This window comes from Streptomyces sp. NPDC031479, from assembly GCF_055581065.1.
In genome coordinates, this window is the sequence record NZ_JBVIKC010000010.1 from 1 (window position 1) to 11,998 (window position 11,998).

Annotated in this window: 11 protein-coding genes; 9 read left to right on the plus strand and 2 right to left on the minus strand. The window is 73.0% G+C overall.

What is annotated here, in order from left to right; all coding sequences use genetic code 11:
* From ACZ5D2_RS13675 to ACZ5D2_RS13705, 7 genes are all read left to right on the plus strand, one after another.
* Positions 1-561: amidohydrolase family protein (locus ACZ5D2_RS13675; RefSeq protein WP_468929090.1), on the plus strand; the 561-nt coding region annotated here is incomplete at its 5' end.
* Between the two features lie 115 nt (positions 562-676).
* Entirely contained in the window at positions 677-1,705 is a 1,029-nt protein-coding gene (locus tag ACZ5D2_RS13680; RefSeq protein WP_371679925.1) for an agmatine deiminase family protein, read from the plus strand.
* An 85-nt stretch (positions 1,706-1,790) separates the two neighbouring features.
* Positions 1,791-3,461, plus strand: coding sequence for an ABC transporter substrate-binding protein (locus ACZ5D2_RS13685; protein ID WP_371679926.1), 1,671 nt, complete (start codon positions 1,791-1,793; stop codon positions 3,459-3,461).
* Positions 3,458-4,417, plus strand: coding sequence for an ABC transporter permease (locus ACZ5D2_RS13690; protein ID WP_371679927.1), 960 nt, complete (start codon positions 3,458-3,460; stop codon positions 4,415-4,417). Before ACZ5D2_RS13685 ends, ACZ5D2_RS13690 begins: the two co-directional genes overlap by 4 nt.
* Complete coding sequence (locus ACZ5D2_RS13695; protein WP_371679928.1) at positions 4,414-5,268, plus strand: ABC transporter permease; 855 nt, start codon at positions 4,414-4,416, stop codon at positions 5,266-5,268. The genes ACZ5D2_RS13690 and ACZ5D2_RS13695 overlap by 4 nt, the downstream gene beginning before the upstream one ends.
* Complete coding sequence (locus tag ACZ5D2_RS13700; protein WP_371679930.1) at positions 5,265-6,251, plus strand: ABC transporter ATP-binding protein; 987 nt, start codon at positions 5,265-5,267, stop codon at positions 6,249-6,251. Before ACZ5D2_RS13695 ends, ACZ5D2_RS13700 begins: the two co-directional genes overlap by 4 nt.
* Positions 6,244-7,041, plus strand: coding sequence for an ABC transporter ATP-binding protein (locus ACZ5D2_RS13705; protein ID WP_371679932.1), 798 nt, complete (start codon positions 6,244-6,246; stop codon positions 7,039-7,041). The genes ACZ5D2_RS13700 and ACZ5D2_RS13705 overlap by 8 nt, the downstream gene beginning before the upstream one ends.
* Positions 7,042-7,102: 61 nt before the next feature.
* Here the strand turns inward: ACZ5D2_RS13705 and ACZ5D2_RS13710 are convergent, their stop codons facing one another.
* Positions 7,103-7,750, minus strand: coding sequence for a TetR/AcrR family transcriptional regulator (locus ACZ5D2_RS13710; protein ID WP_371679933.1), 648 nt, complete (start codon positions 7,748-7,750; stop codon positions 7,103-7,105).
* Between the two features lie 159 nt (positions 7,751-7,909).
* Here ACZ5D2_RS13710 and ACZ5D2_RS13715 point away from each other — a divergent pair, with 159 nt between their 5' ends.
* Positions 7,910-9,073 (plus strand): agmatine deiminase family protein, encoded by a 1,164-nt coding sequence (locus ACZ5D2_RS13715; protein ID WP_371679934.1) that lies wholly within the window; start codon positions 7,910-7,912, stop codon positions 9,071-9,073.
* A gap of 54 nt (positions 9,074-9,127) precedes the next feature.
* Here the strand turns inward: ACZ5D2_RS13715 and ACZ5D2_RS13720 are convergent, their stop codons facing one another.
* Complete coding sequence (locus tag ACZ5D2_RS13720; protein ID WP_371679935.1) at positions 9,128-11,245, minus strand: SpoIIE family protein phosphatase; 2,118 nt, start codon at positions 11,243-11,245, stop codon at positions 9,128-9,130.
* Positions 11,246-11,481: 236 nt separating this feature from the next.
* On the opposite strand from ACZ5D2_RS13720, the gene ACZ5D2_RS13725 reads away from it, so the two are divergent.
* The gene (locus ACZ5D2_RS13725; protein ID WP_371679936.1) at positions 11,482-11,946 is read left to right on the plus strand and encodes a flavodoxin family protein; all 465 of its coding nucleotides are present in this window, start codon (positions 11,482-11,484) and stop codon (positions 11,944-11,946) included.
* Positions 11,947-11,998 lie beyond the last annotated feature (52 nt).

Consider the following 11,998-nt stretch of genomic DNA (forward strand, 5'->3'; position numbering starts at 1 on the left):
CTCGGCCCGCTGGACGGCGACGGCGAGGGCGACGACAACGCCCGCGTGCTGCGCTACATGGCCAAGCTCACGATCAACCCGGCCATCGCCCACGGCCTGGCCCACGAGATCGGCTCCATCGAGGTCGGCAAGCTCGCCGACATCGTCCTGTGGCGGCCGGCCTTCTTCGGCGCCAAGCCCCAGCTGGTCCTCAAGTCCGGCTTCCCCGCCTACGGAGTCACCGGCGACCCCAACGCCGCCACCGACACCTGCGAACCGCTCGTCCTCGGCCCGCTGTTCGGAGCCCACGGCGCCGCGCCGGCGGACCTCTCGGTGGCCTTCGTCAGCCGGGCGGCGGCCGAGTCCGGCTCCTCCGGCGCCCCGCACGACGCCCTGGCCACCCGGCGCCGCCGGGTCGCCGTCCGCGGCACCCGCGGCATCGGCCCGCGGGACATGGTCGGCAACGCCCGCCTCGGGGACGTGCACGTGGACCCCCGCACCGGTCTCGTCACCCTCGACGGGGAGCCCCTGCGCTCGGAACCGGCCGAGCGGGTCTCCCTCAACCGCCTCTACTTCCTCTGAGGGCCCGCGGAGCCTCCGCCTCGCCGCCCTCGGTCGGCACCTTCGCCCCTCCTCGCGCTTGACTGAATTTTCAGTCGAGTGGAAGACTCCGTCAACGAAAGAAATGAGACACCTGATGTCTGGATACCGCATGCCGGCCGAGTGGTCCGAGCACGAGGGCTGCCTGATGGCCTGGCCCGTCCGCGAGGACCTGTGGGGAAGCGTGCTGGACGACGTGAAGGAGGAGTACGCCAACGTCGCCCGCGCCATCGCCGCCTTCGAGCCCGTCACGATGGTCGCCCCGCCCGGCCACGGCGAGGACGCCCGCGCCCACTGCGGGGACGACGCCGCCGTCACCGTCATCGAGCTGCCGATCGACGATTCCTGGTTCCGCGACTCCGCCCCGCTCTTCGTACTCGACGGCGACGGCAACCGCGCCGGCGTGGACTTCCGCTTCAACGCCTGGGGCGGCAAGCACCACCCGTTCGACGCCGACGACCGGATCAGCGCCCTGCTGCTGGAGCACGTCGGGGCCGACCGCCACACCTCCGACATGATCCTCGAAGGCGGAGCGATCACCGTGGACGGAGAGGGCACGCTGATCACCACCGAGCAGTGCCTGCTGCACCCCAACCGCAACCCCGGTATGACCCGCGACGGGATCGAGGCCGAACTGAAGGCCAGGCTCGGGGTCACCAAGGTCATCTGGCTGCCGTACGGCGGCCTGCTCGACACCGAGACGGACGGCCACGTGGACGGCGTCTGCGCCTTCGCCGCGCCCGGCACGGTCGTCGTCTCCCTGCCGTCCGACCCCACCCACCCCGACTACGCCCGGATGCGTGCCAACCGCGCGGTGCTGGAAGCCTCCACCGACGCCCACGGCCGCCGACTGGAGATCGTCGACGTGCCCCAGACGGCGTTCGCCGACCTCGCCGACGGCGAGATCGAGGTCTCCTACCTGAACTACTACGTCGCCAACGGCGGAGTGGTCGTCCCCGTGGCCGGGCTGCACCAGGACGAGGACGCCCTCGCGGTCATCGCCTCCGCGTACCCCGGCCGCAAGGTCGTCGGGGTACGGGCGCTCGCCATCGCGTTCGGCGGCGGCGGGGTGCACTGCATCACCCAGCAGATCCCCGCCCCCCGACGCCCGGACACCGCTTCCTGACCAGGCGCCGAACGCTCCCGGCGGACCGCCCCGGCGGTCCGCCCGCTCCTCCCCCCGCCCCCCTCACGGACCAGAGAGCGTGACGATGACGACCTCCCCACCCCGCGCGAGCAGACGCCCGTACCGTCTGCCCTCACGCCGCCCGGCGGCCCTCCCCGCCGCGACCGCCGTCCTGGCCTCCCTCGCCCTGCTCGCGGCCTGTGCGGGGCCGCCCAAGGGCGGGGGCGCCGTCACGGACGCCCACCTCTCCGCGTCCACCCCGCCGGCCCGGGGCGAGATCGACTCGTTCAGCTGGGCCGTGTACGCGGAGCCGCCCACGCTCGACTACACGGTGGCCTTCGACTACCCGCAGAACACCATCCTGTCCAACGTGTGCGAGAGCCTGATGCGCTGGACCCCGGCCCTCACCACCGAACCGGGTCTCGCCGAGAAGGCGTCCAACCCCGACCCCACCACCTGGGTGTACGACCTGCGCCCCGGCGTGCGCTTCCACGACGGCAAGGAGATGACCGCCGACGACGTGGTGTTCAGCCTCGGCCGTCAGATCGACCCCGACAACGCGGCCGCCTGGGCCCAGGTCTTCCAGAACGTCTCCGCGATCACCAAGACCGGCCCGCTCCAGGTCACCGTCACCCTCAAGAAGCCCGACTCCCAGTTCCCCCAGTACATGGCCTCGGCCGCCGGAGTGGTCGCCTCCAAGGCCGGCGTCGAGGCGGCGGGCAAGGACTACGGCACCACCGGCGGACTCGCCTGCACCGGCCCCTTCCAGCTCGGCACCTGGAACAAGGGCCAGTCGATCGAACTCGACCGCTTCGACGGCTACTGGGGCACGAAGGCCAAGGCGAAGAAGGCCGTCTTCCGCATCCTCACCGACCCCTCCGCCCGCACCAACGCGATGCTCAGCGGCGAGGTCGACGGCGGCTACCTGATCCCCACCGAGAGCTACGCCCGGCTGCGCGCCAGCGGCGCCGGCACCCTCTGGTTCGGCGAGGGCCTCAGCACCGTCAACGTCAACATCACCAACATGAACGGCCCCCTCGGGGACGTCCGCGTACGCCGGGCGCTGTCCCTGGCACTGGACCGCACCGGATTCGTCAAGGCCGGACTCGCCGGCGCCGGCACGGTCACCGGCTCCCTCACCACCCGGGCCGCCTGGGCCGCGGCCCCCGAGTCCACGCGGAAGACCGCCTTCGACGGACTGCCGCCGACCGGCCAGGACATCGAGCGGGCCAAGGCCCTGGTCAAGGAGGCCGGAGCCACCGGCAGGACACTGACCATGGCCACCAGCTCCATAGGCCAGGACGTCTCCCTCCTCGCCACCGCGGTCCAGGCGGCGGGCAGCCGGATCGGCCTCGACGTCCGCCTCAGGACCATCGCGCCCAACGCCTTCAGCGCACTGTTCACCGACCCCGGGGCGCGCGAGGGCATCGACATGTTCCCGCTCACCTACTACGACTCGATCACCGACCCCCTCGACCTGCTGTCGAACTTCAAGACCGGCGCCTACATGAACTTCGCCGGCTACAGCGACCCCGAGTACGACCGGCTCGTCGAGCAGGCCGCCGGCACCTACCCCGTCGAGGAGCGGACGGCCGTCGAGGCCGAGCTGCAGAAGCACGCGGCCGAGCAGCTGCTGTGGATCCCGGTCGCCGAATGGCCGACCGCGATGTTCCAGGGCAAGCGCATCACCGGAGCGCCCACGACGATCTCGTACATGTACCAGCCGTGGGCCGCCGGCGTGGGGGCCGCACAGTGAACTTCGTCCGCTTCGCCGTACGCCGGGTGGCGGAGATGGCCGCCACCCTCCTCGTCGCCTCGTTCGTGGTCTTCGGGGCCATGTACCTGGCGCCGGGCAGCCCGGCGAGCTTCCTGCTCGCCGGCCGGTCGGCCTCACCGGAGGCCCTCGCCTCCATCAACGCCCAGTACCACCTGGACGACCCCTTCCTCGTACGCTACTTCCGCTGGCTCGGCGACATGCTGCAGGGCGACTTCGGGCGCTCGATCACCTACCGCACCGACGTCTCGCGCCTCCTGGCCGACCGGCTCCCCGTGACGCTGTTCCTGATCGCCATGGCCCTCGTCGTGGTCGTCGCGGCCGGCCTGCTGCTGGGCCGGACCGCCGCCGTCCGGGGCGGGACGACCGACTCCGCCATCCTCGTCACCACCACGTTCGCCGTCGGCACCCCGTCCTTCGTCGCGGCGGTGCTGCTCCAGGGCCTGTTCTCCGTCCGCCTCGGCTGGTTCCCCAGCAGCGGCGGCGGCGACGGCCTCGGCGACATGCTCCGCCACCTCACGCTCCCCGCGATCGCCCTGGCCCTCTACCTCATCGGCATGCTCGCCCGGGTCACCCGCTCGGCGATGCTCGAAGCCCTCGACAGCGACCACGTCACCGTGGCCCGCAGCCGGGGGGTCCCCGAACGCCAGGTCATCCGCAGGCACGTGTTCCGCAACTCCCTCGGCACGGTCCTGACCACCGGCGGACTGATCGTCTCGACCCTGCTGGTGTGCACCATCCTGGTCGAGACCGCCTTCAGCATCGGCGGGATCGGCCAGCTCCTCGAACTGTCCACCACCACCAAGGACTTCCCGACCGTCCAGGCGATCTCCCTGATCGTCGTCGCCCTCTTCATGGTCGTGAACCTGATCGTGGACCTGCTGCTGCCCCTGGTCGACCCCCGGGTCGCCCTCGGAGCCCGGGAGGCCGCCGCATGACCGCCGTCCTGACGCGCCGACCGGGCCTGTCCCGGATCCGTGCCACCGGTTCCCCGCTCCACCTCGTCTGCCTCGGCCTCGCCGCCCTGGTCGCCGTCGCCGCCGTACTCGCGCCCTGGGTGGTGCCCCACGACCCCAACGCCGTCGACCTGGGCAACGCCCTCGCCGGACCCTCCGCCGCGCACCCGCTCGGCATGGACGCCGCCGGCCGTGACACCCTCTCCCGGCTGTTGCTCGGCGCCCGCACCTCCCTCCTCGGTCCGCTGGGCGTCGTCGTCTTCTCCACCGTCGCCGGCATCGCCATCGGCATGACCGCCGCCTGGCGGGGAGGCTGGCTCGACTCCGTCCTGTCCCGCGGCACGGAACTGGTCTTCGCCTTCCCCGGCATGCTGCTGGCCATCCTGATCATCTCGGTATACGGCGAGGGCCTGCTCGCCCCGGTCATCGCACTCGCCGTGGCCTACACGCCCTACGTGAGCCGGCTGACCCGTTCGCTGGTCCTGGCCGAGCGCGCCCGCCCGTACGTCAGCGCGTACCGGGTCCAGGGCCACTCCGCCCCGCAGATCTGCCTGCGCCACATCCTGCCCAACATCGCCCCCGTCGTCCTCGCCCAGTCCACCATCAACTTCGGCTACGCCCTGATGGACCTCGCGGGCCTGTCGTTCCTCGGACTCGGCGTCCCCGCCCTCACCCCCGACTGGGGCCGCATGGTCTTCGACGGGCAGACCGCCATCCAAGCCGGCTACCCGCTTTCCGCGGTGCTGCCCTGTGCCTTCATCGTGCTGACCGTCGTCGCCTTCAACGTGGTGGGCGAGCGGTGGGCCGACCGTGTCTCCAGGAGGGGCCGATGAGGCCGACGCCCACGCTCGACGTCCGGGGCCTGAAGGTCACCCTGCCCGGCACCGCCCGCCCCGTCCTCGACGGGGTCGACCTCACCGTCGGCGCCGGGGAGACCGTGGCCCTCGTGGGCGAATCCGGCTCGGGCAAGAGCATCACCTCCCGCAGCGCGCTGCGCCTGCTGCCGCCGGGCGCGGTCGTGGAGGGCGAGGTGCGGGTGGCGGGAGAGGACGTCCTCACCATGGACGCCGCCCGACTGCGACAGGCGCGCGCCGGCACGGTGGCCATGGTCTTCCAGGACCCGCGCGCCGCCGTCAACCCGCTGCGCCGCATCGGTGACTTCCTGACCGAGGGCGTCACCCTCGCCGGGGCCATGAGCGCTGCGCAGGCCACGGCCCGGGCGGTCGAACTCCTGGGCGCCGTCGGGCTGGACGGGTCCGTCCTGCGCAAGTACCCCGGTCAGGTCTCCGGCGGCATGCTCCAGCGCGTCGTCATCGCGGCGGCCCTGATGGGCGACCCCGTGCTCCTGATGGCCGACGAACCCACGACGGCGCTGGACGTCACCAGCCAGGCCGAGGTCATAGCCGTCCTGGCCACGCTCCGCGAACGCTTCGGCACCGGACTGCTGTTCGTCACCCACGACCTGGACCTCGCCGCCGCCATCGGCGACCGCGTCTACGTCATGTACGCGGGACGGATCGCCGAGAGCGGGCCGGCCGACGTCCTCTTCGCCCGCCCCAGACACCCCTACACGGCAGCCCTCCTCGCCTCCACCCCCAGGATGGAAGGGCCCCGGGGCCGGCTCGCCGCCATCGACGGCCAACCGCCCGACCTGCGCGAGCCGTTGAAGGGCTGCGCGTTCGCCGCCCGCTGCCCCCTCGCCACGGAGGTCTGCGACGAGCGGGCTCCGCTGCCGTCCCCGGCCCCCGGCCGGCCGGACCACAGCGCCGCCTGCCACCACAGCGACCAGCTCGAAGGGAGCGTCGTCGATGCCTGAGAACGTACTGGAGGTCACGGGACTGCGCCGTTCCTTCGGAGCCGTCCACGCCGTGGACGACGTGTCCTTCACCCTCCCCCAGGGGGGATCGCTGGGCATCGTCGGCGAGTCCGGCTCCGGCAAGACGACCACCGCCCGGATCGTCGTCGGCCTGGAGCGCGCCGACGAGGGCGAGATCCTGGTCCGGGGGCGGCCACGGGGCGGGCAGCCGCGCGGCCGGGCGGCGCGGCTGGCCCGCGCCCGTGAGATCCAGATGGTCTTCCAGGACCCGTACCTCTCCCTGGATCCGCGCACCGGCGTCGAGGCGGTCCTGCGCGAAACCCTGGGCCTGCACTTCCCCGGCCGCGATCACACCCCGCGGGTACGGGAACTGCTCGACCAGGTGGGCCTGGGCTCCCGGGCCGCCGACGCGCTCCCGCGCAACCTCTCCGGCGGCCAGCGCCAGCGCGTCGCCATCGCCCGGGCCCTCGCCGTCGAACCTGCGGTGCTCATCCTGGACGAGGCGGTCGCCGCGCTCGACGTCTCCGTCCAGGCGCAGATCCTCAACCTGCTGGCCGACATCCGCGAACAGACCGGGATCGGCTTCCTCTTCATCACCCACGACCTCGGGGTCGTCCGGTGCGTCACCGACGAGATCCTCGTGATGCGGCACGGCGCCGTGGTCGAACAGGGGAGCACCGAGGAGGTGCTCTCGGCGCCGGGCCACCCGTACACCCGGCTGCTCCTGGAGTCCGTACCCCGGCCGGGGTGGGATCCGCAGGCCATCGCCGCGGCCCGGCGGGCGCTGTAGGGGGCGCCGGTCACCCGGGAGGAGCGGGTCCCGTCCCGGCCGGGCCCCGCTCCCGGCCGGGTCAGCCGCCGGGACGCACGCCGGCGGCGATCGTACGGATCAGCGCGCGCAGCACCGGGCCGGGATCCACCGCGGAGCCCAGTGACTCCGCGGCGGCCAGGCCGTCCACGGCCGCCGCCACCGCCTCGCCCAGCGGGCGGGGGTCGACGCCCCCGCCCCGCTCGTCGGCCAACACCCCGAACAGCGTGACGAAACAGCCCCGCCAGCGGGAGTACTCGGCTTCGAGGGACTCCCGGACCCGCGCGTCGTTGAGGGCGTGCCAGTGCAACGCCGAATGGAGGTGGGAGAGTTCCGCGCCCTCGGGCCGGGACAGCAGCTCCAGCACCCGTTCGGAGCGCTGCGCGAACGACCCTTCCCCGGAGACGGCCGCCTCCAGGGGGTGGATCCACTCCGGGCGGATGTCCGCGATGACCGCCAGGACGAGATCGGTCCGGTCCTGGAAGTGGTAGTGGCACATCCCGTGCGAGACGCCGCACAGCGCCGCCACGTTGCGGGTGGTGAAGCGTTCGCTCATGCCTCCGGCGAGGAGGGTCCGTGCGGCGGCGATCAGCCGTGCCCTGGTCTGCTCGCCCTTCGCGGAGGCCCGGGGTCGTCCCGCGCGGGCGGGGGGCGTGGTCGGGGCCGGAGAGCCCTGTGCGGAAGGTGCCATGGCGTCACTCTAACGAGGCTCCAGGCCGCGACCTGGGGCTTTTCCCGATCCTCCGGAACGACCTCGTCCAAACTATTGACCGAGCGCTTGGCCAGTTTTACTTTTCGAGTCAACCCCGCTGCCAGGCGGGGGAGTTGGCATCCCCCCAAGGAGACCTCCATGAGCGATCACGCATTCCGTCCGCCCGCCCGCGGCATGGACCGGCGCAGGTTCCTCGCCGCCGCCGGTCTCACCGCCGCGGCCGCCGGGGCCACCGCGCTGACCGCGGCCGAGGGGCGCGCCTCGGCGGCCCCCCGACCCGCCCGCGCGGCGGCGGGGGCGTTCAGCGTGCCGATCGAGGACGTCCGCCACACCCGTACCTGGATGGCCTGGCCGGACAGCACCTCCATCTGGGGCGGCAGCCTCAGCGGGGTCCAGTCGGACATCGCGCTCATCGCCCGCACCATCGCCAAGTACGAGCCGGTCTACCTGTGCGCCAACTCCGGCAGCGCCGCCAGGGCCCGCCGGCTGTGCGGCCCGACGGTCACCGTCGTCACCACCATCCCCGTGGACGACTGCTGGATGCGCGACAGCGGCCCGGTCTTCCGTACCGACGGCGCCGGCGGACTGGACGCGGTCGGCCTGAACTTCAACGGCTGGGGCAACAAGCAGACCCACTCCAAGGACGCCCTGGTCGCCGGGCGGATCGCCTCCTACGCCGGCGTCCCGTTCACCGCCGCCGGCCTGGTGGGGGAGGGCGGCGCGGTCGAACAGGACGGCGCCGGCACCCTGATGGCGACCCGCAGCAGCCTGGTGAACCGCAACCGCAACCCCGACACGTCACAGGCGCAGATCGAAGCCGCTCTGTGCGCCGCCTACGGCGCCTCCAAGGTGATCTGGTTCGACGGCGTGACCGGCCAGGACATCACGGACGACCACGTCGACGCCACCTCGCGCTTCCTCGCGCCCGGGAAGGCCCTCGTCCAGATGCCGTTGGCCTCGGACAACGACGTCTACGCCGAGGACGCGCGCCGGCAGTTCCAGGTCCTGTCCGGCGCGACGACCGCGGGTGGCGCCCGCATGACCGCCGAGAAGCTCCAGGGCCCCGACTACGACCTGATCCGCTCCACCAACCGGGACTTCCTCGCCTCCTACGCCAACTACTACGTGTGCAACGGCGCCGTCATCAGCGGCCAGTTCGGCGACACCCGGGCCGACGCGGCGGCGCGGGCCACGCTGACGCGCCTGTTCCCGGGCCGCGTCGTCGAACGGCTCGACATCGACCGTCTCGGCACCGGCGGCGGCGGCATCCACTGCGTCACCCAGCAGCAGCCGGTGCCGTAGCGGACCCACCGCCCGACGGAGTGCGGGGCCGGCCCGCCCGCCCCCGGGCGCCGTTCAGCGCGGGTGCGCCCCGGGGGCGGGCGGATGGGGGAGTACCCGCGCGATGACGAGGGCGGCGTCGTCGGCCGCGTCACGGTGACGCAGGGCGGCCAGGAGCCGGTCGCAGGTCGCCTCCGGGGGGAGGTCCGGATCGGCGAGGAGGCGCAGGAGCAGGTCGAGGCGGTCGTCCAGGGCGTCGTCACGGGTTTCGACGAGACCGTCGGTGTAGAGGACCAGCCGGTCGCCGGGCAGCAGGTCGAGGACGGTGGACGTGAACCCGGCGTCGCCGAGGCCGCCCGTGCCGAGCGGCACTCCGGCCGGAAGGTCGGCCAGCGCGGGGGCCTGCCCCGACCTGACGACGACCGGGGGCGGGTGGCCTGCGAGGGCGACGCGGCAGCGCGAGCGGTGCGGGTCCCAGGTGGCGTAGACGCAGGTCGCCATGGTCCCGTCCAGTTCGGCGGTGATGTGGTCGAGGTGGCGCAGGACCCGTGCCGGGTCGAGACAGAGGTCCGCAAGGGTGCGGGTGGCCGTGCGCAGTTGGCCCATGGTGGCGGCGGCGTGGACACCGTGTCCCATCACGTCGCCGACCACGAGCGCGGTCTTGTCCCGGGGCTGACGGATCGCGTCGAACCAGTCGCCGCCTATCCCGCTCGCCGCCACCGCGGGCTGGTAGCGGTAGGCGATCTGGAGACCGGCCGCCCGCGGCGGGGGGTGGGGCAGGAGGTGCCGCTGCAGGGTCAGGGCGGTGTCGGTGGCGTGCTGGTACCAGCGGGCGTTGTCGATGGCGATGGCGGCGCGGGTGGCCAGCTCGCCGGCCAGGGTGACGTCGTCCTGGTCGAAGGGGAGCGGATTGCGGGTGCGCAGGAGGCCCAGGGCGCCGAGGACCTGGCCGCGGGCGGTCAGCGGTACGGCCAGGTAGGAGTGCGCGCCCTCCCGGCCGAGGAGCTCCGCGGCGGCCCCGTCGCGCGCGATGTGTGCCAGGTCCGCACCGGTGACGTGCGACACCAGGACGGGACGTCCGGTGCTCACGCAGCGGGTGACCAGGCGCTCGGCCGGGTACGTGGTGCGCTCGCCCACCGGGTCCGTGGCCCGGACGGCGTCCGTCCCGTAGGACGTCGCCACCGCGAGGGCCATGAAGAGCGCCTGCCCCGTCCGGGGGCCGGGCGCCGTCGCCACGCCGCCCTCCAGGACGGAGTCGAGGACGTCGACCGAGGCGAGGTCGGCCAGGTCGGCCACGACGAGGTCGGCGAGCTCGCGGGCCGTGCGCTCCAGGTCCAGGGTGGTGCCGACGGTCACCGACGCCCGGGCGATGAGGCCGAGGCGCCTGCGGGCCTCGGTGGCCTCCCTGGCCGCCCGGTAGCTGTCGGTGACGTCCACGACCACCAGGGCGACGCCGATCACACGCCCGCCCGGGTCCTCCAGCCGGTAGTACGAGCCCGACCAGGCATGCTCATGGTCCGGGTCCGCGGGTGTGCGCCCGGTGCCGTACTGGTCCAGCAGCGGTGCGCCGGTGTCCAGGACCTGACGCATGGAGGCTTCGATCGTGTCGGTGTCCAGGAACGGCAGGGCCTCGTGCGGCGTACGGCCCAGGAGCTCCTCGGAGGGCAGGCCGTTGATCCGCTCCAGCGTCGGGTTGACCAGGACGTACCGCAGGCCCGTGTCCAGCACCGCCAGCCCGAGCGGGGACTGCGCCACCAGCGGCACGGACAGCGCCAGGTCGCGCTCCACGCCCCGCAGGACGGTCTCGTCGCAGGCGATACCCAGCGCGTACACGCCGCCGTGTTCGTCCTGCAGCCGCATGTTGCGGAACTCCACCAGCCGCGAGGAACCGTCCTTGTGCCGCACGGGGAAGACGCCCGCCCAGGCGCCGCCACCCGACATGACCTTGGCGAACAGCTCCAGCACCAGGTCGACGTACTCGTCGGCGACCAGCAGCTCGGCCGCGTGGCTGCCCAGCGCGTCCTCGGCGGACCAGCCGAAGAGGTCCTGTGCCTGGGGGCTCCACAGGGTGATCCGCCCCTGGGCGTCCAGGACCACCGCGGCCACGCTCAGTACGTCCAGCAGGCCTCCGGCCTCGGAGGGAACCACTCCCACGGGGCCGGGCCCGGCCCGCAACGCCTCGGGCGTGACCATGACCGGACCTCCTTCGCCCGCTGCGGCAGGTCTCGGACCCGACGATCCGCTCCCCACTCGCCCGTCGGCCCCATCCTCCTCCCGCCTACCCCGGACGACATCCTTTACCGGCGGGCGGCTGCCCGGCCGGCGGGCTCCGACCCCGTGATGGTGTGGCCGCCGTCACATCGCAGGGGTGTCACGTCCGGCCCCACTGCCTTGTCCCCACTGCAGAAGCCGGAGAAGGGACAGTCAGAATGAAGACAGTCATCGTGTGCGCCTCCGTGTCACACGGCAATACGCGTCGTGTCGCCGACACCATGGCCCCGGTACTGGGCGCGAAGGTCGTCTCCCCCGAGGAGGCCGGCCCGGCGGAGCTGGCCGGGGCCGACCTCGTGGGATTCGGCTCGGGCGTCTTCCTCGGCAGTCTCCACCCCCGTCTGACCGACTTCGTCAAGGCGCTTCCCGCCGGGCGGGGCCGGGCGTTCGTGTTCGCCACCAGCGGGCTCCCCGAGATGCCGTTCGCGCCCTTCACCCGCCCCCTGGTCCGGCTCCTCGAAGGCAAGGGCTTCGAGGTGGACGGGAGCTTCTCCTGCCGGGCGTTCGACACGTGGACGCCCTTCAAGCTCGTCGGCGGCATCAACAAACAGCGGCCGGACGCCGAGGACCTGGCCGCCGCGCGCGCGTTCGCCGAACGGCTGCGGGGCGGGACCCGGGGGTGAGGTCCTCGAACCGGATCACCGACGTACGTCCCGACGCGTCGAAGGCGGTCCG

What these genes read in the sequence shown, in the direction of transcription:
- ACZ5D2_RS13680 (WP_371679925.1), top strand. Translation starts at nt 677, where the DNA reads ATGTCTGGATACCGCATGCCGGCCGAGTGGTCCGAGCACGAGGGCTGC.
- ACZ5D2_RS13685 (WP_371679926.1), top strand. Translation starts at nt 1,791, where the DNA reads ATGACGACCTCCCCACCCCGCGCGAGCAGACGCCCGTACCGTCTGCCC.
- ACZ5D2_RS13695 (WP_371679928.1), top strand. Translation starts at nt 4,414, where the DNA reads ATGACCGCCGTCCTGACGCGCCGACCGGGCCTGTCCCGGATCCGTGCC.
- ACZ5D2_RS13700 (WP_371679930.1), top strand. Translation starts at nt 5,265, where the DNA reads ATGAGGCCGACGCCCACGCTCGACGTCCGGGGCCTGAAGGTCACCCTG.
- ACZ5D2_RS13705 (WP_371679932.1), top strand. Translation starts at nt 6,244, where the DNA reads ATGCCTGAGAACGTACTGGAGGTCACGGGACTGCGCCGTTCCTTCGGA.
- ACZ5D2_RS13710 (WP_371679933.1), bottom strand. Translation starts at nt 7,750, where the DNA reads ATGGCACCTTCCGCACAGGGCTCTCCGGCCCCGACCACGCCCCCCGCC.
- ACZ5D2_RS13715 (WP_371679934.1), top strand. Translation starts at nt 7,910, where the DNA reads ATGAGCGATCACGCATTCCGTCCGCCCGCCCGCGGCATGGACCGGCGC.
- ACZ5D2_RS13720 (WP_371679935.1), bottom strand. Translation starts at nt 11,245, where the DNA reads ATGGTCACGCCCGAGGCGTTGCGGGCCGGGCCCGGCCCCGTGGGAGTG.
- ACZ5D2_RS13725 (WP_371679936.1), top strand. Translation starts at nt 11,482, where the DNA reads ATGAAGACAGTCATCGTGTGCGCCTCCGTGTCACACGGCAATACGCGT.